Annotated in this window: 20 protein-coding genes; 8 read left to right on the top strand and 12 right to left on the bottom strand. The window is 63.0% G+C overall.

Annotation, left to right across the window (positions count from 1 at the left end; translation table 11 throughout):
- Positions 1-135 precede the first annotated feature (135 nt).
- The 5 genes from R3175_RS04645 to R3175_RS04625 form a co-directional block, all read right to left on the bottom strand.
- Positions 136-1449, bottom strand: coding sequence for a toxin VasX (locus R3175_RS04645; protein WP_318942697.1), 1314 nt, complete (start codon positions 1447-1449; stop codon positions 136-138).
- Positions 1446-3590 (bottom strand): type VI secretion system tip protein VgrG, encoded by a 2145-nt coding sequence (locus R3175_RS04640; RefSeq protein WP_318942706.1) that lies wholly within the window; start codon positions 3588-3590, stop codon positions 1446-1448. The genes R3175_RS04645 and R3175_RS04640 overlap by 4 nt, the downstream gene beginning before the upstream one ends.
- Positions 3591-3772: 182 nt before the next feature.
- Entirely contained in the window at positions 3773-4579 is an 807-nt protein-coding gene (gene cobS, locus R3175_RS04635) for an adenosylcobinamide-GDP ribazoletransferase (protein WP_318942696.1), read from the bottom strand.
- Positions 4580-4610: 31 nt separating this feature from the next.
- The gene (locus R3175_RS04630) at positions 4611-6071 is read right to left on the bottom strand and encodes a sensor histidine kinase (protein WP_318942695.1); all 1461 of its coding nucleotides are present in this window, start codon (positions 6069-6071) and stop codon (positions 4611-4613) included.
- Positions 6072-6076: 5 nt separating this feature from the next.
- Positions 6077-6760, bottom strand: a complete 684-nt coding sequence (locus tag R3175_RS04625) for a response regulator transcription factor (protein ID WP_318942694.1) — start codon at positions 6758-6760, stop codon at positions 6077-6079.
- Positions 6761-6901: 141 nt separating this feature from the next.
- Between R3175_RS04625 and R3175_RS04620 the strand changes: the two genes are divergently transcribed.
- The 6 genes from R3175_RS04620 to R3175_RS04595 all read left to right on the top strand — a co-directional run bounded on the left by R3175_RS04620 (position 6902) and on the right by R3175_RS04595 (position 11975).
- Positions 6902-7606, top strand: coding sequence for a thermostable hemolysin (locus R3175_RS04620; RefSeq protein WP_318942693.1), 705 nt, complete (start codon positions 6902-6904; stop codon positions 7604-7606).
- On the top strand, positions 7590-9110 hold the full coding sequence (locus R3175_RS04615; protein ID WP_318942692.1) for an AMP-binding protein: 1521 nt from the start codon (positions 7590-7592) through the stop codon (positions 9108-9110). The genes R3175_RS04620 and R3175_RS04615 overlap by 17 nt, the downstream gene beginning before the upstream one ends.
- 10 nt (positions 9111-9120) lie before the next feature.
- The gene (locus R3175_RS04610; protein WP_318942691.1) at positions 9121-9816 is read left to right on the top strand and encodes an iron-containing redox enzyme family protein; all 696 of its coding nucleotides are present in this window, start codon (positions 9121-9123) and stop codon (positions 9814-9816) included.
- Positions 9803-10582, top strand: a complete 780-nt coding sequence (locus tag R3175_RS04605; protein WP_318942690.1) for an SDR family oxidoreductase — start codon at positions 9803-9805, stop codon at positions 10580-10582. The genes R3175_RS04610 and R3175_RS04605 overlap by 14 nt, the downstream gene beginning before the upstream one ends.
- On the top strand, positions 10579-11205 hold the full coding sequence (locus R3175_RS04600; protein WP_318942689.1) for a tetratricopeptide repeat protein: 627 nt from the start codon (positions 10579-10581) through the stop codon (positions 11203-11205). Before R3175_RS04605 ends, R3175_RS04600 begins: the two co-directional genes overlap by 4 nt.
- 110 nt (positions 11206-11315) lie before the next feature.
- Positions 11316-11975 carry an energy-coupling factor ABC transporter permease gene (locus tag R3175_RS04595; protein ID WP_318942688.1) on the top strand — a complete coding sequence of 220 codons (660 nt, stop codon included), beginning with the start codon at positions 11316-11318 and terminating at the stop codon, positions 11973-11975.
- 102 nt (positions 11976-12077) lie between these two features.
- Here the strand turns inward: R3175_RS04595 and proX are convergent, their stop codons facing one another.
- The 4 genes from proX to R3175_RS04575 form a co-directional block, all read right to left on the bottom strand.
- A complete protein-coding gene (gene proX, locus R3175_RS04590; protein ID WP_318942687.1) occupies positions 12078-13070 on the bottom strand; it encodes a glycine betaine/L-proline ABC transporter substrate-binding protein ProX in 993 nt (330 codons plus the stop codon).
- A 28-nt stretch (positions 13071-13098) separates the two neighbouring features.
- A complete protein-coding gene (proW, locus tag R3175_RS04585; protein WP_318942686.1) occupies positions 13099-14235 on the bottom strand; it encodes a glycine betaine/L-proline ABC transporter permease ProW in 1137 nt (378 codons plus the stop codon).
- A gap of 2 nt (positions 14236-14237) precedes the next feature.
- A complete protein-coding gene (gene proV, locus R3175_RS04580; protein WP_318942685.1) occupies positions 14238-15428 on the bottom strand; it encodes a glycine betaine/L-proline ABC transporter ATP-binding protein ProV in 1191 nt (396 codons plus the stop codon).
- Between the two features lie 136 nt (positions 15429-15564).
- Positions 15565-15993, bottom strand: a complete 429-nt coding sequence (locus R3175_RS04575; RefSeq protein ID WP_318942684.1) for a potassium channel family protein — start codon at positions 15991-15993, stop codon at positions 15565-15567.
- 204 nt (positions 15994-16197) lie between these two features.
- On the opposite strand from R3175_RS04575, the gene R3175_RS04570 reads away from it, so the two are divergent.
- Together R3175_RS04570 and R3175_RS04565 are read left to right on the top strand one after the other, a co-directional pair.
- Positions 16198-17430, top strand: a complete 1233-nt coding sequence (locus R3175_RS04570; protein WP_318942683.1) for an efflux RND transporter periplasmic adaptor subunit — start codon at positions 16198-16200, stop codon at positions 17428-17430.
- Positions 17430-20564, top strand: coding sequence for an efflux RND transporter permease subunit (locus R3175_RS04565; protein WP_318942682.1), 3135 nt, complete (start codon positions 17430-17432; stop codon positions 20562-20564). The genes R3175_RS04570 and R3175_RS04565 overlap by 1 nt, the downstream gene beginning before the upstream one ends.
- 29 nt (positions 20565-20593) lie before the next feature.
- Here the strand turns inward: R3175_RS04565 and R3175_RS04560 are convergent, their stop codons facing one another.
- From R3175_RS04560 to pomA, 3 genes are all read right to left on the bottom strand, one after another.
- Entirely contained in the window at positions 20594-21802 is a 1209-nt protein-coding gene (locus R3175_RS04560) for an ammonium transporter (RefSeq protein WP_318942681.1), read from the bottom strand.
- Between the two features lie 234 nt (positions 21803-22036).
- Positions 22037-22951, bottom strand: a complete 915-nt coding sequence (locus tag R3175_RS04555; protein ID WP_318942680.1) for a flagellar motor protein MotB — start codon at positions 22949-22951, stop codon at positions 22037-22039.
- 5 nt (positions 22952-22956) lie between these two features.
- A complete protein-coding gene (pomA, locus tag R3175_RS04550) occupies positions 22957-23733 on the bottom strand; it encodes a flagellar motor protein PomA (protein WP_318942679.1) in 777 nt (258 codons plus the stop codon).
- Positions 23734-23740: the final 7 nt, after the last annotated feature.

Genomic DNA, 23740 nt, shown 5'->3' with positions numbered 1-23740 from the left:
GGTATCGTTGTTCCTGGGTCAGTTGTCGGTATCCCATCACTGCTTCACTTTGGTCGGTAAAGCGAATGAGGGTACCGGCAGCGGCCCTCCTTCCTCTACCTCGTTATCCCAAAGTGCTGCGGTTATTATCTGAATTCAGGCCCTGAGAACGCCCGGAATCTGTTGCAGGACATTAAGTTTGTCGGCAATCAGCAGGTAAGCTTCGCAGATCGCAACGTCATTGCATCCCCGGTAATCGTCGAAGTATGGGTCAAGTCTCCTCCACTTCATCAGATCCCGAAGTTCGTCGACGTGTTGTTCAATGACACGGATGGCGTGATTCTTTTCCTCTGCGTCCAACACTTCATCCAACTTCTGCCGGTCGATGGCCTCGGAGTACCTGGCCAGGGCGCTGGGGCTTCCATTTGGTGAAGGATCAAACACTGCTTGCCGGATCAGCATGGCCGAGTGGGCCATTGGGTTGTTTTGTATGGACACATCCACTGCATCCAGATAATGCAGTGCCAGGTGCAGTTGCGCCAGGCTATGGCGGAGCTTGAACAAGGGGTCGGGAATGTTGATGCACACCAGGCCTTTCTGGCTCCGGATATCCGCCAACTGGTCCGTGCCCGGTTCACAACTCAAGTCGAAAGCATCTGGGGTCACAGACTCGTTGTGCTTGAGCAACTTGCCCAGCTTGGTGCAGAGCTCGTCATCTCCCGGCGCTTCAAATCCCGGCACGAAATCGCGGGGATTCTCCAGCATCAGTTCGATACCGAGATCCCGCGACCTCAGTTCGGACACGTTCTCGACGGCTGCGGCGGGAAACCCTTTTTCAAAGGTTAGATCCTCTGTCACCGTAGCAGCCCAGGCATGTCCAATGCCGGTGGTCCTTGCCTCCCGTGCACGATCATCCTGCTCCAGCCGGCGGATATAGGACCAGTCCCACTGCACTTCGCTGTAAGCCATACGCATGTCATGCATCACCGACTGCCCCTGGAGGAACACAGGCACTAGGACATCGGCCAGCCACTCGCCTTCACTGGGGCGGGTACTGCCCTGCGGGTTCGAGGCTGCGGCCCGGACACTGCCCAGGTCGATATCGCTCATGAGCCCCGAGCCGCTGATTTCCAACTCCCGCCACAGGCTGTTACCACGGAACACGTACAGGTAACCGGGTCGTAGCAGCGCCACTCCCTTGCCTTGATGAACCGGGGCGCCATAGCCCGACACCACGGGTAGATCGTCGGCGATTTCCGCCAGTGGCTTGACCCTGAGCAGGGTGTTTTCCTGATAGTCTTCCCGCTCAAGGTTGGAGCGGGCGTTCCTGAGCAAAGGCACGGTAATGGTGCCGCCCGACCGCTTGGCGATGGTGAGGACCAGGTCGCGGGGGTTGCTGTCGTCGTACTCCGCCCTGCGGCGAATGCTGCGGTCCAGGTCTTCGTCGGTGAAGGTCAGTGAATCGCTCATGCATCGCCCTCCGCTACCGGGTTGTCTGCCACGTCTATCACCTCTAGCTCCTTGCCAATCACATCGACGATCAGTTCACGACGTGGACGGGTAAAGCCCGTTTCCTCCGGGGCCACTGGGTCCGCATTCTGTCGCTGAGCGACCTCGGCCAACTCCACAGGTGCTACCTTGTCGACTGAATTGGGCTCCAGGGTATTGGGCAACACCGGCCCACTCGCCCCCTGCCCCGATCCACTCCCCGGCGCGCCGCCGGAATTGATCTTCAACGTTGGGCCGGACAGGGTGACGCCGCTGGGGTCGAGCTTGAGGAAGCTGCCGCCGGCGGCAATGGTCAGTTCGGCCCCGGCGTCCAGCACGACCTTGGCACCGGCCTTGTGGTGTACCTCTGTGCCGGCTTCGCTGAGGGTGGCCTGGGCGGTTTTTTGATGGAAGGTGCCGCCGATGCTCTGACTGGCGTCGCCGCCGACGGATTCCCGCCGTTCGCCATCCACCGTGAGGTGGTCGTTGGCCTGGATATGGCCGAGGCGGTCGTTCTCCACCGTCAGGTGGCTGTCGTGCCTGATGACTTCGGTGCGGTCGTGCTCGGTGAGCAGGTCCAGGTCTTTCTGGGCGTGGACGTAGATCTGTTCCTGGCCGGCCTCGTCCTCGAAGCGCAGTTCGTTGCTGCCCTCGCCCTTGTGGCTCTGGGTCTTCAGCACGGTGCGGGTCTTGTGCTCCGGCAGCGCGTAGGGCGGCGTGTTGGTGGCGTGGTAGGTGCGCCCGGTGATGATCGGCTGGTCGGGGTCGCCGTCGAGGAAGCTGACGATGACCTCGTGGCCGATGCGCGGCAAGGCCATGAAGCCGTACTGGCCGCCGGCCCAGCCCTGGCTGACTCTTAGCCACGCACTGCTGTGTTCGTCATTCTCGGAGTAGCGGTCCCACGGAAACCTGACCTTGACCCGGCCATGCTCGTCGCAGTGGATCTCTTCACCTTCCGGGCCGGTGACAATGGCCATTTGCGGGCCGTCCATCAATGGGCGGTGTTTAACCTGCGGCCGCCAGGTGCGGTCGGCGGGGATGGCGTCGAAGGTGTTGTGGTAGCTGGTGGGCTCGGAGCCGCCCTCCTCTTCCAGGGCCTGGGGCTGTTTGCCGGTGTGGACGACGCCGGTGAGCAGCCAGTAGCGGTTGAGGTCTTGCTGGGTGTGGCCGGTCAGGGGCAGCTTGGCGCCGGCGGCGAGGTCGGGGCGGTTGCTGCCGCCACTGGCGACGCTGGCGTCGTTGCGCAGGGCATCCAGTTTCGATTGAGTAAAGGCGGTGCCGCTGGCGTCGGCCTTGAAGCGGCCAGGGTAGTCGTAATATTGATAATCGTCGCGCTGGTGGTCGATGCCGGCAGCGGCCTGCTCGTGCATCAGGGCGTAGGCCGGGTTGCGGAAGGTGTAGTCCTTCATCGCCACCGAGGCGGCACGGACCCGCTCGCGGTACTGGAATTTAAAGACCGCCGGCTGGCGGCTGCTGCCGCCGGCGGTGGCGTTGTAAATGGCCTCGGGCAGGGTCACGGTATCGCCGTGGTGGTCGGAGATCACCAGCGGCTGGTTGTCCTGCTCCGTATCAGACCGGTAATGCCAGCCTTCCTCGGCGGCGAGGCGCTGGAGGAAGTCGAAGTCGCTCTCCCGATGCTGGACGCAGTACTCCCGCTCCTGCGGGGTGCGCTTGAGGTCGAACACCGTGTCGGCGATGCCCCGCTCCTCCAGCAGGGTCTTGAGGATGGTATCCGGGCTCTGGGCCTGGAAGATGCGGCTGTTGCGCATCAGCCCCAGGCGCCACAGCGGTGGCTCCACGATCACGTCGTAGCGGGTGCGGCGGTGGCCGGTGTCGCCGCGGGCGAATTCGGAGACGACACCGGTGAAGCGGCGCAACAACTGGCCGTCCTGCCAGATGGCCAGTTCCACGGGTTGTTCGAGGATTTGGTCCAGGGAGGGGGACAGATTTGAAATCTGTCCCCCGGTAGAACCGCCAATGGCCGGATCAGTACTGGCCAGCTCCAGCTTGCCCTGGAACAGGCTGGACAGGGCTTCGGTGAATTCGAAACCGACCACGGAGAAGAGGTCGTTGGGGAGGTTGCCCACACGGGCGGTGAACTGCAATCCCGTCAGCGGAGGGATGGTAGTGTCGGGCATGTTTTCAATCCTTGAAACAATGACTTCCGGAGGGCAATTCCCTCCGGGTCGCTACTGGCTCTTCCTGAGCGGGTTCTAGAATATCGTCGCCATTGTCGGGAAGCAAACCCAGACAATCGGTACTGGTTCCGGTTTTGAGAGTTGATTGGAATAGGTCAGGGCCGGCGTTACTCGCCAGCAAGCAACAGCAGCAACACCAGTTCCGATAAAACCACCGAAGCCCCCAGGGCATCCCCGGTGTACCCGCCGAGCTGGCGCTTCAGGGACCCGCCCCAAACCGCGGCCGTACCGGCGGTGGCGATGGTGGCCCACAGCAGGATCCAGCTCGCCCAGAAACTGGCCACCAGGCCAACCAGAATCGTAAAGAGGGTCGCCACCAGCAGGCGGTCGGTGGAGAAGGATTCGGCCACCGGCTTGCTCTTGCTGCGGTCCCGGTCCGAGACATAGTCGAGGTAGCGCATCAACAGCAGGGGCGTCAGCCGGGCCATGCACGGCGCCAGTAGCAGCGCCAGGGCGATGTTGGGGATCTCCAGCAGCAGCGCCACTTTCAAGCCCAGGGCGATAACCAGCGCCACCGTGCCGTAGGTGCCAATGCGGCTGTCCTTCATGATCTTGAGTTTGTCGCGCACCGTCATGCCGCCGCCGAGGGCGTCGGCACAATCCGCCAGGCCATCCTCGTGAAAGGCGCCGGTGAGCCAGAGGTGGAAGGCCAGCACCAGTCCGACACTCACCGCCGGGCTCCACAGCAGCGCCAGTGCCAGGAACAGCAGGCTGTAGATCAGCCCCAGCATCAGCCCCACCAGCGGAAAATAGAGGCTGCTCTGGTTCATCAGCCTGGCGCTGTAGTCCACGCTAACCAGCATCGGAATGCGGGACAGGAATCCCACCGCCAGCCAGAACGCCTGCCATTCCCGGTTCAGCCAGTCCCGGTTGGTTAGCCATTGCCGATTCGATTGCGCCTTGGTCTCACTCACAGCCCCGCTCCCTTTGGTGGTTGTCGGTATTCTAAAGGGAATTGCCGGCGGGTTCAGCGGTCGGTTGCTGGCTGACACGAGAGGACAGGCCAGCCCGAGATGCCGGCAGCTCAACCTCGACACAGAGACCGGAGTGGCCGTCAGACCGTTCAGTCAGTCGCAGGGAGCCCCCATGCAACTCGGCGATCCGGAGGGCGATGGCCAGCCCCAGACCGGCCCCTGAGCCCTGTCGTTGATCCAGCCGTACGAAACGGTCGAAAGCCCGCTCGCGGAATTCCGGCACAATGCCGGGACCCTGGTCACAGATGGTGACCCGGTAGCCGGCCTGTACCGCCTGCAAGTGGACCGTGACCCGGGTACCGGAGGGGCTGTACTGGATGGCATTGGCCAACAATGACCGGATCAGCGTCACGATCAGGGCACTGTTACACAGAATGATGGCTTGGTTGGGGGTGGCCTCCAGTTCCGGTTCGATGGCTTTTTTGAGCGCCAGCGGCGCGACTTCTGCGAGGCACTGCTCGAGCAGTGCAGACAGGTTGTGATCGTCCTGGGGAAAGTCCAGGCCACTGTCGACCCGGCTGAGCAACAACATCTGTTCCACCAGGTGCACCATGCGATCCACGGACTGGATCAGCCCGTCGTATCTTCCGGGGTGGTCATCACAGACCCGCTCCAGGTTCAGGCGCAGGGCGGTCAGGGGGGTGCGAAGTTCGTGGGCGGCGTCGGCGGAGAACCGTCGTTCCCGCTCCAGCGCGGCGTTGAGTCGATGCAGCAGGCCATTGACGGCCCGTACCAGCCCCTGGACCTCTGTCGGTGCCGAACTGTCATCCAGGGGGTGGATGGACTCCGGTGCCATATCCCGCACGGATACCTCCACCCGTCGCAGCGCGGTAAAGCCCCAGCGGATGGCGACAACCAGCACCACCACCAGCATCGGCAGTACCAGCAACAGCGGCAGGGTATTGCTCAACGCGAGCTGTCGGCTCAGCTCACCGCGCACGTCTTCCCGCTGCGCGGTCTGAATCCAGAGGCCGGTGACCGGATCCTGCAGGGTGTAGGTGCGCCAGGAGTAGCCGTTGTAATCCTCCCAGGCATAACCCGGCGAATCGTCCAGCTGCTGCTCCCGCATCTGGGTGTTCAGCAGCAGTTCGCCCGAGTCGGTCCAGATCTGGAAGGCGATTTTCTTCTCATATTTGTGCCCCAGACCACCCGGCAGGATTTCGTTGTCTTCGCCTTCTTCCAGGGCCTGGCGTGGCAGCTTCAGGGTTTCGGTGAGGGTGGTGGTCAGGTCCTCCAGCGACTGGGACCGGGCCAGGTAGCGGACCAGACCCTGGACAATTCGCGTACTCTGGGCCAACTCCGCATCAAAGACCTCTTCCAGTTGGTGGTCACTCTGAAAGAAGCTCCAAAGGCCGCCAATCGCGAAGCAGGTCAGCGCCGTCAGGGTGACGAGCAGGGTCACCCTGCGGGTGAGGGAGGGGTGTCTGGTCATGGGCATCAATGCGCTTCCAGTTGGGCCGCTTCCTGGGTGTCCAGCAAGTAGCCGACGCCCCGAACCGTGCGTATGACTGACTTGCCGATCCGTTTGCGCAAGTGGTGAATGTGCACCTCCAGGGCGTTGCTCTCCACCCCCTGTTCCCAGCCATAAAGCTGTTCCTCCAGCCGCCGCCGGGTGGCGACCTGGTCGGGGTGTCGCATCAGGTAATGCAGGATCTGGTATTCGCTCCTTGGCAGGGTGATGGGCTCGTTGCCCAGGCGCAGCTGACCGTGGGCGGGGTCGAGCGTCAGGGCGCCTACCCGCAGGCCGCCATCCACCTGTCCTGAGCCACGACGGGTGACCGCCCGGATGCGGGCCTTCAGCTCGGCCATGGCGAACGGTTTGGTGAGGTAGTCGTCGGCGCCGGAATCCAATCCCTGCAGTTTCTCGGTCAGATCCGCACGGGCGGTCAGGATGATGATGGGGATGGAGACACCCTGGGTACGGGCGGATTTGAGGATGTCGAGACCGTCCACCCGAGGCAGGGTGAGATCGAGGATCACCAAATCAAAATGTTCATCGAGGATGGCATTGTTCGCCTGCTGGCCGTCATCCAGCCAGTCCACGGTGTTGTGATCGTCCCGCAGCATGCCAAGCATGGTGCTGGCCAGCAGGTGATCATCCTCAACTAACAAAATTCGCATGGCATCTCTCCCGAATCCTTTGGAGCCACAGCATGTCAGAGAAAGCTTAACGCCGGCTTAAGCATTCTCTTCGAGACCGTTAAGTTCCCATTAAGGTGGCGCACCTAGTCTGAAAGAGTGAGATCCAAGGAGCCACCAGCAATGTCTGAGCCCATTGTGCTGTCCACGTCCTGTCTGCCGGAGTCCGGCAGTGTGCTGCCCCGCTTCAACTGCGCCGGACGGCTTCTCTGTGAAGTCAAATCGGGCTCGGAGGTGGCCGGCGCTGTCATCCGCTTTATCCAGCGCCGTTTTCTGCAGGCCTATGATGCCCTGCCCAATCTGCGTATTCCGAGCCTGTTGGCCTTGACCACCGGCCAGGGTTCCCTGCTGGCGGCGGTGGGCGTGCGTCGTGCCAGCGAGGAACGCCTGTTTCTTGAAGATTACACCGGACGGCCCATCGAGCAACTGATTCCTTCGCTGGCTCAGCCCGATCGCTCGGAAATTGCCGAAATCGCCCATTTGGCGGGCGTTGAGGCAGGCGCGTCCCGTTACCTGTTTCCGGCTCTGACGGTGTGGCTGAAAGCCGAGGGCTACCGCTGGATCGCCTTTACCGGTACTGAGCAGGTGCGCAACAGCTTCAATCACCTGGGAATCCGTATCCACGGACTGGGCCCGGCGAACCCGGATTGCCTACCGGATGGCGGGCATGGTTGGGGGCGCTACTACGAGAACCGGCCGAGGGTGATGGCTGCCAATGTTGATGAGGGCTACCTGGCTCTTCAGGAGCGTCGTCTGTTGGGGCGAATTCGGCCCTGGCGGGCGGAGGGAGACACAGGAGGCGCTGGACGTTATGGCTGCATTGCCTGAAATACTTGCCCGGCATGCCCGCAGCCAGCCCGACGCGCTGGCATTGATTACCCCTGAGGAAGTCATTACTTACCGACAGTTGTGGGAGCGGGTCAGTGGACTGGCCGACCGCTTGCGTCACTCCGGGTTGTCCCGGTTCGGACTGTGTGGGGACAACGGCTTGGCCTGGGTGCTGGCGGATCTGGCGTGTGGTATGGCCAACGTGGTGTGTGTGCCCATTCCCGGCTTCTTTTCCCCCCGGCAAACTGAACACCTGATTGACCACGCCGGTCTGGACGCGTTGCTGCGTCCACGCTCGGACCTGCCGGAAGCTCGTTATCAGCTGGAGAGCGCCGTCGCCCTGCAGAGGTTGCCGACCACACCTGGTGCCGTGGCTGTGCCACCCGGTACGGGCAAGGTCACCTTTACCTCTGGCAGTACCGGCAAGCCCAAGGGCGTCTGCCTGGCCCATGACCAATTGGATGCCACGGTATCGGCCCTGGCTGAACGACTCCAGGGGGTGCCAATTCGGCGTCACCTGTGTCTGCTGCCTCTGGCGACATTACTGGAAAACGTCGCCGGGATTTACCTGCCACTCACCCTGGGGGCCTCGATACTGTTGTGGCCGCAAGCGGAGCTGGGAATGACCGGCAGCAGCGGGCTGGACGCCTCCCGTTTAATCACGGTGCTCAACCACACCCGCCCGGATTCGCTGATCCTGGTGCCGGAATTGGCTGCAGCGCTGGTTCAGGCCGCCGAGGAAGGTTGGCTCAAGACCGGTCATTTTCGGTTCCTGGCCGTGGGCGGGGCGCGGGTGTCGCCCGCGCTGTTGTCCCGTGCCCAGGCATTGGGATTGCCACTGTACGAAGGCTATGGCCTGTCCGAGTGCGGCTCGGTGGTGGCTCTTAACCGGCCGGGCGCGGGGCGGGCGGGCACCGTGGGACGACCGCTGTCCCACGTCACGGTCACCGTGGACGACCAGGGCGAGATTAGTGTCAGTGGGAACACCTTCCTGGGTTACCTGGGGGACCCGACACAGCCAGCGGCCAGGTTGGCCACTGGGGATCTGGGCAGTCTCGATGACGACGGTTACCTGCGGGTCAGCGGTCGCCGCAAGAATCTGCTGATTACCAGCTTTGGTCGCAACATCAGCCCGGAATGGCTGGAGAGCGAACTGATGCAGCGGGTCGGCGCCCGCCAGGCAATGGCGTTCGGTGATGGGGAGGCTCAGCCTTCGGCCCTGTTGGTCCTCACCGACTCACGTCCGCTCGAGCAGGTGCAGGCGGCGCTGAGGCAAGTGAACACCTCGTTGCCGGATTACGCCCGCTTGCGCCGTGTCTACCTGAGACGGGAACCCTTAACCCGCGCTGACGGCCATGTCACTGCCAATGGTCGACCAGTCCGTCACCGGATCCTGGAGAATCTGCCTGCGCTGCAGGCGGCCTCGCAACCCTTGACCCTTTCCACCACGGCGCCGGAGTCATGCACGCCAGCGCCGGTAAAAGAACAGACCCTTTCTGAATGAGGATAACCACATGGCCTTTTTTGAAACCTTGCAGCAACAAACCGCCGAGGCTCGCCGTCACGTCACCGAGGCGCCGGTGCTGAAAGCCATTCACGAGGGCCGTTTTGCCCGAGACAGTTACACCTATTTCCTGACCCAGGCCTACCACCACGTCAAACATACTGCACCGCTGATGATGGCCTGCGGGGGGCGTCTGCCGGAGCGTCTGGAGTCGGTCCGCAAGGCACTGGTGGAGTACATTGAGGAGGAATATGGCCACCACGAATGGATCCTGAACGACCTGGCGGCCTGTGGCGAAGACAAGGAAGCGGTCCGCCATGGCGAACCGGACCTGCCCATCAAACTGATGGTGGCCTACCTCTATGACCTGATCAGTCGGGGCAACCCGGTGGGGCTGTTCGGCATGGTGCAGGTGCTCGAAGGCACCAGCATCGACCTGGCCACGCCCATGGGCAAGGCCATCCAGCAGCACCTGGGGCTGCCGAACCAGGCCTTCCGTTACCTGTTCTCCCACGGTGAGCTGGACCAGGACCATTTCGAGTTCTTCCGGGAGTTGATGGACGGCATCACCGACCCGGCGGATCAGCGAGCCATCACCGAGGCTGCCAACATCTGCTACCGCCTGTATGGCGACATGTTGCGGGCCATTCCCCTGCCCGACGCGTGCGCCTCTGGCCAGACGGAGGTGAACCATGCAACTGCGTGACCGAACCTTCCTGTTACTTGGGGGTAGCGGCGGTATTGGCCAGGCCCTGATCGAACCGCTACTCGCGGCGGGTGCCCGGGTTGTCGTTGCCTCACGCAACCCCGATCAGGTAACCGGTAATCCGGTGACGCCGGTGCGTCTGGATCTGAGTGCCGAGGACCTTCCGCGGCAACCGGATGCGTTGACCAAGCTGTATCCGGACATCAATGGCGTTATCCACTGTGCGGGGCAGAACCGGTTTGCCGGCGTGGAGCAGCTGGCACCGGCGGCCCTGGACGACATGCTGACGGTCAACCTGCGCAGTGCGGTGCTGCTGGCCCGGCATTTTGTCCCACGCTTCCGCTCGGTGGGAGCCGGGGACCTGGTGTTCGTGGGGTCGACCTTCGGCAGCATCGGCTTTCCCGGCTATAGCGCCTATTGCGCCAGCAAGTTCGGCTTGCGGGGCTTCACCGAGGCGTTGCGGCGTGAGCTGGCGGATACCGACATTCAGGTGTTGTATGTGGCGCCCCGCGCCACCCGGACCGCAATGAACCCCGGCAGCGTCAACGCTCTCAATGCGGCCCTCGGTAACCATATGGACGATCCAACATTGGTTGCGGCGCGCATCATCGAGGCCATGGAGAAGGATCAGCGTCGCCGTTATCTGGGCTGGCCGGAACGGTTTTTTGTCGCCCTGAACAGCATCCTGCCCCGGTTGGTGGACAAGGCCATGGTCAAACAGTTGCCGGTGATTCGCCGGTTTATGAACACAGGAGCATCCTCATGAAAGCATTGGTGTTGATGGTGAGCCTCTGGAGCCTGAGTTCGCTGGCCCTGGGCGGCGGGTTTGATGACGAGTTGCTGGCTGTGCAGCAGCAGTGGGCGCACATTCAATACGAACTGCCGGAAGGTGAACGGGAGAAAGCCTTCGAGTCCCTGGCGGAACAGGTTGATGGTTGGGTTGAGGCTAATCCACAGCGCCCCGAAGCACTGATCTGGCAGGGCATTGTCCTGAGCACCTACGCCGGTGCCAAGGGAGGGCTGGGGGCCCTCTCCCTGGTCAAACAGGCCCGCAAGGCGCTGGAGTCGGCGCTGACCCTGAACGAGCAGGCGCTGGAAGGCTCCGCTCACGCCTCGTTGGGCAGCCTGTATTACCAAGTGCCCGGTTGGCCGCTGTCGTTCGGCGATGACGACGAGGCCGAGCGGCATCTCCAGGCGGCGCTGCAGATCAACCCCGGGGGCATAGATCCGAATTTCTTCTTTGGCGATTTCCTGCTCAATCAGGGCGACAGGGAGCGGGCCCGGATCTATCTGGAGAAAGCGTTGGCTGCCCCGGATCGTCCGGGACGTGCGGTGGCCGATGCCGGGCGCCGGGATGAAATTCGAGCCCGCCTGGCGGGTCTTAACTGACCTGGTTCCGGGGCTCTCACCCTCCACCCTAACGTCGGATTCCCGCTATCATAGGCCCATCGGGGTTTTGAGACCCCCGGTGGGACTCCTGGTCTTTCAAGGCATGATTCATGGGAATGACGCTCAATATCCTGTCTCCAATCCATCACCTGGTGGTGGGGCTGCTGTTCTTCCTGCTGCTACTGCTGGCCTGGTTCGGCACCGACTGGCGGCGTCTGCGGACCGACCACTCCCTGCAGCACAGCTTCTTCGGCGCCGCGGTGGCACTGGGTCTGTTGTGGCAGATCCGCGCCGGTCTGTCGCCGGGACTGACCATCCATGTCTTTGCCATGACCGTGGTCACTCTTATGCTGGGCTGGGGCCTGGCGATCTTCGCCGGCTTGCTGGCCCTGTTGATCGTGGTGGTCACCGGTCGGGAGCCACTGCTGCTGTTTGCCGCCAATGGCCTGATCACGGTGATGGTGCCGGCCCTGGTGAGCCACGGCATCATGCGTTGGGAACGCAGTCGGGATTTTCACAACTTCTTCGCCTACATCTTCTTTTGCGGGTTCTTCGGGGCGGCGATCGCGGTGGCGGTGGCCGGCTGTTCCATGGTGCTGATGCTGTGGAGCTCCGGCACCTACGGCTGGGACGAACTGGTGCACGAATACCTGCAGTACCTGCCGCTGATCATGTTGCCGGAGGCGTTCATCAACGGCACGGTGGTGACCGGGCTGATGGTGTTCAATCCGGAGCGGTTGCTAACCCTGGATGAACGCCGGTATCGGTAAGGCAAGTAAGCCTGGCCTTTGCTCGCGACAATCCTAAACAGGTTCTGGGAAGGCTGAGGGGGACAGATTGGAAGTCTGTCCCCCGGTTTTGGTGAGTGTGGGTTACATGGCGGCGGCGCGCGCCTGCTCCAGCCAGCCGTCGAAGGTGTCGCGGTTGTTTTCGATCCAGGCCTTGGTGTGGGCCATTATGTCCCGCTGGTCGTCCTCACCGTTACGGATCTGCATGTTCTCGGCGCTGACGTCGTTCACCGACAGGGTCATGACCTCAAACAACTTGGCTGCTGCCGGGTTTTCGGCGGCCCAGTCCTTGTTGGCAACGATGCGCTCACTGTTGATCTCGAACCCGTAGTTCTTGCCGTTGGGCAGTTCGGTGTCCGAATTGTTGGGGTTGGCGGAGAAGGGTACCTCCAGCCATACCACGTCCTTGCCCGGCACCAAAATGCCGGAGACCCAGTACGGGGTCCAGGTGTAATAGAAAATCGGCTCGCCCTCGTTGTACCGGGTGATGGTGTCGGAGATGATCGCCGCATACTGGCCCTGTTTGTGGGAGATGGTGTCGCGCAGGTCGAAGGCATCGAGCTGGTGCTCAATCACACCCTCACATCCCCAGCCGGCCTGGCAGCCGGTCAGGTCGGCCTTGCCGTCACCGTCGGTGTCGAAGATCTTGGCAATGTCCGGGTTCTTGAAATCACCCAGGTTGTCGATGTCGTATTCCTCGGCGGTCTTCTTGTCGATCAGGTAGCCCTGGGCCGCCCCACTGATGTAGTGGCCCTGGCGATAGAAGACGTCATCACCGCCGGCATTCTCGTACATGGTGTTGTGCAGCGGGTACCAGTTCACGGCCATGAAGGTGGCGTCGCCATTGGCGATGGAGGTGTAGCCGGCACTGTAGTCCACTTCCTGGATGGGCTGGACGTCGTAACCGAGTTCCCGCAGTGCCTCGTTGACCAGCATGGTCTGGAAGGTTTCTTCCGCAATCGGGCTTTGTACCGGTTGCACGGTGACGCCTTCGCCCGGCATGGACTCGGCGGCGACGGTCAAGCTGACGCTGCCTGCCAAGAGGGCTGCCACTAGCTTCGCTTGGGATTTCATCATACGTGCTCCTGCATTGCTGGGTTGGGTTTCAGGCTTCCTTCTTATTTTTCTTCGCCATGGCGTAGATCAGCCCCGCGGGACCCGATTCGTACCAGTGGCGGACTCCGCGCTCCCGGGCGTCCTTGCCGAGAGCCTGGGTCATCCGATCCAGGATGATGGCCAGTATGACGATGCCAATACCGCCGACGGTGGCCAGGCCGATATCGAGGCGGCCAATGCCCCGCAACACCATCAAGCCCAGGCCGGGTACGGCGATCATGGAGGCGATCACCACCATCGACAGGGCCAGCATCAGGGTCTGGTTGACCCCGGCCATGATGGTGGGCATGGCCAGGGGCAGCTGGACCTTGAACAGCAGCTGCCGTGGACTGGCGCCAAAGGACCGTGAGGCCTCCACCAGGTCGCCGGGCACCTGGCGGATGCCCAGGTTGGTCAGACGGATCACCGGTGCCACGGCAAAAATGATGGTGACGATGACGCCGGGTACGTTACCGATACCGAACAGCATGACGATGGGAACCAGATACACGAACGCCGGGGTGGTCTGCATCGCGTCGAGAATCGGGCGGACAATACCGGCGACCCGGTCGCTCTTGGCCATCCAGATGCCGGTGGGAATGCCCAGGATCATGCAGAACAGCACCGAAGTGATGACCAGCGCCAGGGTGGTCATGGCCTCTTCCCAGGCACCGATGGCACCCATGGTGATCATGCCGATCATGGCGGCAATCCCGAGGCGCAGGCTGGACAGTTGCCAGGCCACCAGGCCGAAGATGAGCACCATCACCAGCGGGTGGATGCTGAGCAGGGTGGTGTCGAACACCCCCAGGGCAAGATCCACCGGCTGTTTGATCAATTGGAAAAACAGCCGGAAGTTTTCCACGATCCAGTCAATGCCGTCTTCCACCGCGCCCTGGATATCGAACCATTCGGTGCGAAACGGGGCTTCCCAGGTGTTTTCCTCGGCCACCTGAGTGGTACCGGACAGCCACCCGCCGGCCTCGGTTTGTTCCGGCGATCCGGCGCTGCCCCAGGGGTCCGTTGGGGCTTCGGTGCCACTGTCGCCTTCGATGTTGGGCACGGTGACATCGGCCCAGGGGTTGGCCCCGCCTTCGGTGTCATAGGGGACTTCGTCGTAGCTGGTTTCGCTGCGTTCGTCAGCCATATTTACTCTCCCTCCCGGTCCAGCGCCCGCAGTAATGACGCCTTGGAAATCACCCCGAGGTATTTGCCGCTGTCGTCTACCACCGGCAGGCCACAGGGGGCGGCGGCCACCGGGCCGATGATGTCATGCAGCGAGGTGTCGCTGCGCAGCGGCGTGGCGTCGCTGATGAAGGCTTCCGGCAGGGTTTGGTTGGCCTGCTCCGCGGCGATCAGCGAGTCGACGGACACCACCCCCAGGAAGCATTGATTGCGGTCGATGACGTAACCGTAGTCGCGCTCATTCTGGCGCAAGCGCTCCAGGGCCGCTGGAATGCCGGCGCCTTCCCGTTCAATCACGGTGACCTGTTTGCGTTTGGCGGCATCGGCGGCGGTGAAGACCGAGGACTTGTCGACACCCCGGAAGAACGAACTGACATAGTCGTCGGCTGGGTTCTTGAGGATCTCATCCGGGGTGCCCACCTGGACCACCCGGCCCCCTTCCATGATGGCAATGCGGTCACCGATACGCATGGCCTCATCCAGGTCGTGGGAGATGAACACCACGGTGCGCTCGGAATCCTGCTGGAGCTTGATCAGTTCATCCTGCATCTCGGTGCGGATCAACGGGTCCAGGGCGGAGAAGGCCTCGTCCATCAGCATGATTTCGGGATCGTTGGCCAGGGCCCGCGCCAGCCCGACCCGCTGTTGCATGCCACCGGACAGCTCGTCCGGGTAGCTGTGGATGTTGGCCTCCAGGCCCACCTGGGCCAGGGCATGACGGGCCCGTCGGTGGCGCTCCTCCCGCGGCACGCCGGACAGCTCCAGGCCGAAAGCCGCGTTGTCGATCACGTTGAGGTGAGGCATCAATGCGAAGGACTGGAACACCATGGTGATCTTGTCGCGGCGGAGCTGGTTCAGCGCCTTCTCGGAGAGCGCGGCGATGTTCTGGTCGCCAATCCAGACCTCGCCGTCGGTGGGCTCGATCAACCGGTTGAGGAGGCGCACCATGGTGGACTTGCCGGAACCGGACAGCCCCATAATGACAAAAATTTCGCCCTCAAAGATTTCGAAGGAAGCGTCCATGACGCCGATGGTCTGCTGGGTTTGCTCGAAGATTTTGCCCTTGGGCATCCCTTGCCGGACCAGTCTCATGGCCTCGTCGGGACGATCACCAAATACTTTGTAAAGGTTCTTGACTACAACCTTTGGCTTCATAACTAACCGTGGCCTTTGGAGTTATTATTGGCAGGCGAGCAAGAAACGGGCCGTCCTGTGCTTCATGTTCGCCAGTTACTTACAGCTCTAATCGTAGCACGAAGTCCTGATCCGGGCGTGGATCGATTCCAAATGGTTATCGATTGGGCCAGTAACGCTGCATCTCGATAAACAGGAACGATGCGCTCCAGGTAATCAGCATCAAGCCGGTGAGCGCCTCAATGCCGGCCAGGTAGCGAATGGCACCAAACGGTTCGATGTCCCCGAAGCCCAGGGTGCTGAAGACGGTGAACGAGAAGTAGGCACAGTCCATCAGGCTGCCGGTGAAGTTGCCGGTGAGGTGGCCGAAGGTATCGGCGTGGTGCATCAGGTAATAGCCTCCGGCAAAGACCCAGACCTCCAGGGCATGGGCGACCAGGGCGCCAAGCACCGCCAGCACGACGCGGCTGCGGTGGAGATTCGGCCCCAGGCGTCCAAGCAGTTGAGCCAGGCGGAGCAGGACTTCGTAGTGGATGAACACGACGACGACCACCACCAGGCAGTTGATCAAGATGACCTGATGCACAACAACATTCCAGTCTGTGTGGGTTTGGGGACGATTCGGGAGTGGCAGAGATGCTCCTATAATTAACTTTAAAATTATAGCCCTAAAGGGTGATTCACAATTGATCGCCTTCAGCTAACTTTGAAGGCGAGTCTGCCTCGATATCCGATCAACAATAACAATCCGCCCGGTATACGCAGGCTGTAAGGCCGGACTGGAGAGACTATGCTCAAGCGTTTGACCCCCCTGTTGGTGTTGGCCATCGGCATTGCCGGCTTCATGGCCCTCAAATGGACGCGGCCGGAACCGCCCTCGGTGACTGCCCAGGAGCGAAGCTGGCGGGTGGACACCCTCACCGTAGCCCTGCAGCGCCATCACCCGCAGCTGGCCCTGTATGGACAGGTGACAGCGCCGGACATGGCCACCCTGGCGGCGCCGGTGGCGGCGCAGGTGGCCAGCCGGCCGGTAGAGGAGGGCCAGCGGGTTGCGGCGGGGGCGGTGCTGGTCGCGCTTGCCGAGGCCGACATCGCCCCTCTGCTGGTGGAGGCCCAGGCCGAGGTGGCCGACCTGGAGGCGCAGTTGCGATCGGAGGCCATTCGCTATGCCAATGACCGTCAGGCGCTGGTCAACGAGCAGGCTATTGTCGCCAATGCCGAACGACAACTTGAGCGTACCCGGACCCTGGTGGCGCGCAACCTGGCGTCGCAGGATCAGCTGGACAACGCCCGGGACGCCCTGGCCCAGGCCCGGCTGACCCTGGCGGGCCGGCAGCGTGCCATCGACGAACACACTACCCGGGAGCAAAGCCTGAAGGCCCGCCTCAGTCGTGCCCAGGCGCGGCTCGAAGCCACCCGGCGGGATGTGCGACGCAGCGAGGTGGCGGCACCGTTTGCGGGGATCGTGACCGACATTCAGGTCGCCCCAGGCGACCAGGTGGCCCGGTATCAGTCGTTGCTGTCGGTGTATCCGGTACATGGCCTGGAACTGCGTGCGCAGATTCCGGACGTCTACCGTGAGGAACTCGCCCAGGCGTTGGCCGAGGGTCAGATCCTGGAGGCGGTGGCGGCCGAAGGCGGCTATCGCTTCCGGATGAAGCGGTTTGCCGGCCAGGGTGCCCCTTCGGGGACCGAAGCCATGTTCCAGTTGCAGGGGGAGTCCGGCGCCCTGCGCCCGGGCGGCATGCTCCCGGTGGTCCTGCGGCGCCCGCCCATTGCCTCGGCCGTGGCGGTTCCCTACAGCGCCCTTTACGGCAATAACAGTGTTTATACCGTCTCCCCGGAGCAGCGGCTGAGGCGGCTCAATGTCCGTCTGCGGGGGGAGGTGCACCGTGACGATGGCCAGCGCTGGGCGTTGATCAGCGGGGAGGCTCTGGCGGATGGCCAGCGGCTGGTGATCACCCACCTGCCCAACGCCTTGGAAGGGCTGAAGGTGGACGTGGCCAATGAGGGGAATCGCTGATGGCCCGGCGACGCGGTGTGATTGGTTTCTTTGTCCATCACCGGGTAGCGGCCAACCTGGTGATGCTGACCATGTTGCTGGGGGGGCTGCTGGCCCTGACCCGGATGAACATCCAGTTCTTCCCGACCTTCGCGCTGGATATTGTCAGTGTCAGGGTGATCTGGAGCGGCGCGTCGGCCGAGGACGTGGAGCAGGGCGTCACCAATCCCCTGGAGCAGCGGCTGCGTAATATCGACGGGCTGAAGAAGATGACGTCTACCTCGGCCCAGGGTATCTCCAGTATCACCCTGGAATTCGAGGAGGGGACCCATCCCATCCAGGCGCTGGATGATGTCCGTCAGCAGGTGGATGAATTCACCAACCTGCCGGCGGACGCTGAGGAACCCCAGGTCGCCCGGATCGAGCGTTACGAGCCGGTGGCCCGCCTGTTGATCTACGGTGAGCTCAACCAGGACGAGCTGCGGCGGCTGGCCTACCGGTTCGAGGATGAGCTGTTGCGTGAGGGCATTGACCGGGTGGACATCAACGGCTTGCCGGAGCTCCAGGTCAGCATCGATGTGCCGGTGGAGCGGTTGGAGTCGCTGAAGTTGTCCCTGGACCAGATTGCTGACCGGGTGCGGGAGGTCTCCCGGGATTTGCCGGCGGGCCTGTTGGGGCAGCAGGATGCGACCCGGGAACTGCGGGCGGTGGAGCAACGCCGGGACGTCCAGGCCTTCGACAGTATCCCGCTGGTCAGCAGTGACCGGGTGCGCATCACCCTCGGGGATGTGGCCACCGTGACCCGGGAATCCCGCAGCGGCCAGGCGACCCTGAGCCGGGATGGCATGCCTGCGGTGGAGCTGAGGCTGAGGCGGGCCGAGAACGGCCACTCCCTGCGGGCGGCGGAGGCGCTGGAGGCCTGGCTGGCGAAGACCCGCCCCCAGCTGCCGCCGACGGTGAACCTGGAGGTGTACGATGAAAGCTGGCAGCTGATCGACGAGCGTATCTCGCTGTTGATCAACAACGGCATGGGCGGCCTGGTGCTGGTGATTCTGCTGCTCTACCTGTTCCTGCCCGGTCGGGTGGCCTGGTGGGTGGCGGTCGGTATTCCCACCGCCTTCCTGGCGGCGATGGCGGTGCTTTGGGGCATCGGCGGCTCGATCAACATGATTTCCCTGTTTGCCCTGATCATGGCGCTGGGGGTGATCGTGGACGACGCCATCGTGGTGGGGGAGGACGCCGACGCCCACGCCCGCATGGGCGAGGGCTCCATGCATGCCTCCGAGGGCGCCGCCAAACGCATGGTGTGGCCGGTGCTGGCGTCGTCGCTGACCACGGTGGCCGCGTTCATGCCCCTGCTGGTGGTGGGCGGCATCATCGGCAATATCCTCCAGGACATTCCGCTGGTGATGATCTGCGTGCTGGTGGCCTCCCTGCTCGAATGCTTCATCGTGTTGCCTGCCCACCTGCGTCACGCCTTTGTGGTGAAATCCCCGTCGGCGAGGCCGTTCCCGGTCGAACGGGTGCGCCTGGGGTTTGAGCGTGGGTTTGAGCGCTTCCGGCAGGGGGCTTTTCGGCGCCTGTCGCAAACCACCCTGCACCACCGCGGTGTGACCCTCAGCGCCGCCCTGGCGTTGACCCTGGTGACGGTGGGCCTGCTGCTGGGCGGGCGGTTGGAGTTCAACTTCTTTCCAACGCCGGAGCCTTCGGTGTTCTTCGCCAATGCCAGTTTCGTCACCGGCACCAACCGGGAGACGGTTGACGCCTTCCTGGCCGAAATGGAGCGCAGCCTGAACGAGACGGAGGAAGACCTGGGGGGCGACCTGATTCTCCATGCGGTGACCAGTCACGGTCGCACCCTGGTGGCCGAAGCCGGTTCCCGGGTCGGTGACGAGGTGGGGGCGATGATGGTGGAGCTGGTGCCCTCGGACCAGCGTTCGGTGCGCAACCCGGAATTCATCACGGCCTGGCGCGAGCGGCTGACCCTGCCCGCGGGTCTGGAGAACCTGGCCATCGACGAGCGCCGGGCCGGGCCACCGGGCAAGGACATCACCGTTCGCCTGACGGGCGAGAGTGCCGAGGCCCTGCGCCAGGCCGCCGACGACCTGCGTCAGTCGGTGCGGGCGCTGCCCGGGGTGCTGGACCTGGAAGACGACATGCCCTGGGGCCGGGAACAGCTGATCTATGGCGTCAACGCCTTCGGCGATGCCCTGGGATTGACCACCGAAAGCCTGGGGCGTCAGTTGCGGGCGGCGTTCGACGGCCGCATTGCCCAGGTGTACCAGGATGGCCGGGATGAAATTGAGGTGCGGGTGCAGTTGCCGCGGGATCAGCGGGAGCAGCTCAGTACCCTGTCGAGGCTCACCGTGCGGGTGGCCGATGGCAGCTTCGTGCCCCTGGCCCAGGTGATGACCCTGGCTCATCAACAGGGGTTCCAGGCCTTGCGCCATGCGGACGGCAAACTGGCGGTGGAAGTGAGCGCGGCGCTCAATACCCGGGTGATGACCGCGGACAAGGCCCTCGCCAGCCTGGAGGAGCAGGTGCTGCCGGGCCTGGCCAATCGCCACAACCTGCGTTACAGCTTCGAGGGCCGCTCGGCGGACCAGCGCGAGACCCTGGCTGACATGCAGACTGGCATGATCATCGGGTTGGGTCTGATGTACGTGGTGCTGGTGTGGGTGTTTGCGTCCTGGAGCCTGCCGCTGATCGTGATGGCGATCATTCCCTTTGCGCTGGTGGGGGCCCTGCTGGGCCATTGGCTGATGGGGCTCCAACTGACCATCCTGTCGTTGTTCGGGCTGTTTGGCCTGTCGGGGATCGTGGTCAACAACGCCATCATCCTGGTGGCGTTCTACAAGCAGCAGCGCCGGCAGGGGCTGGCCATCAATGAGGCGCTGAACGAGGCGGTGGTGCAGCGGGTTCGGGCGGTGTTGTTGACCTCCCTGACCACCATCGGCGGGCTGCTGCCCCTACTGTTCGAGACCTCGCTACAGGCCCAGTTCCTGATCCCCATGGCGACGTCCATCGCCTTCGGGTTGGGGCTGTCGACGCTGTTGGTGCTGGTGGTGATTCCCGCCCTGCTGTCGTATCTGGAGCAGCTGCGGGAATGGCGGGACCGGTTCCGGTCGGGAAGGGAAGCGGGGGAGGCCGCCTAGGCGGCTTCCCCCCCAGGATTCAAGCGGGTTTATTCGATGGCGGTGGCACCAATGCGGTGGATGCTGACGTCGGCGCCGTTGAATTCCTCTTCCTCGGTGAGGCGCAGGCCGGCAACGGCCTTGACGAGGCCATACACTACCAGGCCGCCAACAAAGGCCACCACGACACCGGCCAGGGAGCCGATCAGCTGGGCCATCAGGCTCACACCGCCCAGGCCACCGAAGGATTCCAGGCCGAAGATGCCGGCGGCTATCCCCCCCCAGACGCCGCAGACCCCGTGCAGCGGCCAGACACCGAGTACGTCGTCCAATCGCTCGATTTTGTCCTGGGCCCATTCGAACAGGTAGACGAAGATGGCCCCGGCGACACCGCCGGTAATCAGTGCACCAACCGGGTGCATCAGGTCAGAGCCGGCGCACACCGCCACCAGGCCCGCCAGCGGACCGTTGTGGATGAAGCCCGGGTCCTTGCGGCCCAGCAGCATCGACACCAGCACGCCGCCCACCATGGCCATCAGGCTGTTCACCGCCACCAGACCGCTGATACCGTCCAGGGTCTGGGCGGACATCACATTGAAGCCGAACCAGCCCACGGTGAGGATCCAGGCGCCCAGGGCCAGGAAGGGGATGTTGGACGGGGCAAAGGCCACCACCTTGCCGTTGCGGTAGCGGCCATTGCGGGCGCCCAACAGCAAGATGGCAGCGAGCGCGATCCAACCACCCACGGCGTGCACCACAACGGAGCCGGCAAAGTCATGGAATCCTGCACCAAACTGGGTCTCCAGCCAGCTCTGACAGCCGTAGTTGCCGTTCCAGATCATGCCTTCGAAGAAGGGATAGACCAGCGCCACGATCAGGCCCGAGGCCACCAGCATGGGGTAGAACTTCGCGCGCTCGGCAATGCCGCCGGAGACAATGGCGGGAATGGCGGCGGCAAAGGTCATCAGGAAGAAGAACTTCACCAGTTCGTAGCCATTGCCCGCGGTAAGCTCGCTGGCGCTGCTCATGAAGTGGCTACCGTAGGCGATGTAGTAGCCGACAAAGAAGTAGACCACGGCGGAGACGCCGAAATCGGTCATGATTTTGACCAGGGCGTTGACCTGGTTCTTGTGCCGGACCGTGCCGACCTCCAGGAAGGCGAAGCCGGCATGCATGGCCAATACCATGATGGCGCCGATGAGGATAAAAAGCGTGTTCGCGCTTTCAGTCAGGGTGTGTACTGCGCTCGTGATGTCCACGGGTTAATCGCTCCTGAGTGTCTGACCGCCCCGTCGTTGAGGCGGGTTGTGCATGAAAGTCGCCAGGAGTAAGCAATCTGTGTTCCAAAATAGAGCATATTAAGGGGTGGCAAGGAGTTGCTGTCTATTTTTGGGGCGAATCTCGGTCTCGACGATTTGATCAGAGAGAAATACGCACTAATAAGGTGCGTAATCGTGGTGATTGGGTGGTATCGGTGCCATTCTGGTGCGCGCCTACCAGGTTAGCTCCGACGATGGGCTGGCCTTGGTTTCCATGTCCGGGGTCAAGGTCTCGCTCTGGCCCGCGTCGATCAATTCCCGCAGCCGGGCTTCGTGTTCCTCCATGGGCCCGCTGAGGTCGATGATGATTTCCACCCGGCGGTTCAGTGCCCGGGACTCGGGGGTGTCGTTGTCCGCCCTGGGCTGGGTATCGGCCAGGCCCTTCACCACCAGTCGCGACGGTTCCACCGCGCCGCTTTCCAGCAGCACGTTGGCCACTGACACGGCCCGGACCGCGGACAGGTCCCAGTTGCTGTGGAAGCGATCACTGTGGATGGGGACGTTGTCGGTGTGGCCTTCAATGGTCAGTCGGCCGGGAATGTCGGCGAAGACTTCGGCCATGTCCAGCAGCAGCCCCTCAAACTCCCAGGTGACCTCGGCCGAGCCGGAGGGGAAGGAGCCTCGTTCCTCAATGCGAATCACGATTCGGCGTTGCTCCTGGGCCAATTGCACGCGGCCGTCGCGGATGGCTTCATCCAGCACCCTGGCCACCTTGGCGGTGGTCTGGTCCATTTGATCGGAGACCTGCTGTTCAATCTGTTGATCGATGGGGCTGCGCAGGGTTTCCAGTTCCGGGGCCTGTTCCGAGGTGGTCTGGCGCACCTCGTCCAGCACCGTCGGCTCGGGCGGAGCGGGTGAGAAGGTATCGAACACCGGGCTGGTGCCCATCGGCACTTCCAGGGTGGGCACCTCCCGTTGGACACCGAAGGCCTTTGCCAGCTCGCCGGCGATCTGTTTGAACTTCTGGGCGTCAATCTCGGAGAAGGAGAGCAGCAGCACAAAGAAGCACATCAGTAGCGACATCAAGTCGGCAAAGGTCACGACCCAGGCCGGAATCCCCGGCTTTTCTTCTTCTGGCAGTTCGTCCATAGGCGCTAACCAGTGGTTTCCTCACCGCCAGCGTTGCGATCCCGCTTGTCGGGGGGTAGGTAACTGGTGAGCAACTGCTCGATGATGCGTGGGTTCTTGCCTTCCTGAATGGCCACCAGCGCGTCGGTGTACAGCGACTGCATACGCGCCTCCTCGGTCATTCGCAGGGTCAACTTGTCGGCAATGGGGCCGGCCAGCATGGTGGCAATCATCGCGCCGTAGAGGGTGGTGAGCAGGGCCACCGCCATGGCCGGGCCAATGGACTTGGGGTCCTCCATGTTCGACAGCATCTGCACCAGCCCCACCAGGGTTCCGATCATGCCCATCGCCGGTGCCACGTCGCCCAGGGCCGTGAACACCTTGGCGCCGGAGCGGTTGTGATCCAGGGTCATCAGCCGCTCCTTGGAGAGCAGCTCCTTGACCGTGTCGGCGGTCTGGCCGTCCACCAGCATCTGGATGCCCTGGCCCAGGAAGGGGGAGCTGACCTCCCGGTTCTCCAGGCCAAGCACGCCGTCCTTGCGGGCGATCTGGGCGATTTCGATGATTTCGTCAATGCTCTGATCGGTGTCCGGCAGTTTGAACTTGAAGGCCCTGGCGGCCACCTTGAACGCACCCAGGAACTGGCCGAAGCTGAACTTCGCCAGAACCACCAGCAGGCTGCCTCCAACCACGATCAACAGCGAGGCTGGGTTGATGAATACTTCCGGGGACACGCCCAGAATAACGGCGGATGCAATAAGCAGGATGGCCCCGACCAGGCCGATAAGGGTGGCAAAATCCACGGTGGCT

The sequence above is a fragment of the Marinobacter sp. genome, assembly GCF_033722735.1.
Classification (GTDB): domain Bacteria; phylum Pseudomonadota; class Gammaproteobacteria; order Pseudomonadales; family Oleiphilaceae; genus Marinobacter.
This window is presented reverse-complemented; position numbering and strand designations above follow the sequence as displayed.

Excerpts from the sequence above, each read along its gene's own strand:
- R3175_RS04645 (WP_318942697.1), bottom strand. The coding sequence starts at position 1,449 with ATGAGCGATTCACTGACCTTCACCGACGAAGACCTGGACCGCAGCATT.
- R3175_RS04630 (WP_318942695.1), bottom strand. The coding sequence starts at position 6,071 with ATGACCAGACACCCCTCCCTCACCCGCAGGGTGACCCTGCTCGTCACC.
- R3175_RS04625 (WP_318942694.1), bottom strand. The coding sequence starts at position 6,760 with ATGCGAATTTTGTTAGTTGAGGATGATCACCTGCTGGCCAGCACCATG.
- R3175_RS04620 (WP_318942693.1), top strand. The coding sequence starts at position 6,902 with ATGTCTGAGCCCATTGTGCTGTCCACGTCCTGTCTGCCGGAGTCCGGC.
- R3175_RS04615 (WP_318942692.1), top strand. The coding sequence starts at position 7,590 with ATGGCTGCATTGCCTGAAATACTTGCCCGGCATGCCCGCAGCCAGCCC.
- R3175_RS04610 (WP_318942691.1), top strand. The coding sequence starts at position 9,121 with ATGGCCTTTTTTGAAACCTTGCAGCAACAAACCGCCGAGGCTCGCCGT.
- R3175_RS04605 (WP_318942690.1), top strand. The coding sequence starts at position 9,803 with ATGCAACTGCGTGACCGAACCTTCCTGTTACTTGGGGGTAGCGGCGGT.
- R3175_RS04600 (WP_318942689.1), top strand. The coding sequence starts at position 10,579 with ATGAAAGCATTGGTGTTGATGGTGAGCCTCTGGAGCCTGAGTTCGCTG.
- R3175_RS04595 (WP_318942688.1), top strand. The coding sequence starts at position 11,316 with ATGGGAATGACGCTCAATATCCTGTCTCCAATCCATCACCTGGTGGTG.
- proX (WP_318942687.1), bottom strand. The coding sequence starts at position 13,070 with ATGATGAAATCCCAAGCGAAGCTAGTGGCAGCCCTCTTGGCAGGCAGC.
- proW (WP_318942686.1), bottom strand. The coding sequence starts at position 14,235 with ATGGCTGACGAACGCAGCGAAACCAGCTACGACGAAGTCCCCTATGAC.
- proV (WP_318942685.1), bottom strand. The coding sequence starts at position 15,428 with ATGAAGCCAAAGGTTGTAGTCAAGAACCTTTACAAAGTATTTGGTGAT.
- R3175_RS04570 (WP_318942683.1), top strand. The coding sequence starts at position 16,198 with ATGCTCAAGCGTTTGACCCCCCTGTTGGTGTTGGCCATCGGCATTGCC.
- R3175_RS04565 (WP_318942682.1), top strand. The coding sequence starts at position 17,430 with ATGGCCCGGCGACGCGGTGTGATTGGTTTCTTTGTCCATCACCGGGTA.
- R3175_RS04555 (WP_318942680.1), bottom strand. The coding sequence starts at position 22,951 with ATGGACGAACTGCCAGAAGAAGAAAAGCCGGGGATTCCGGCCTGGGTC.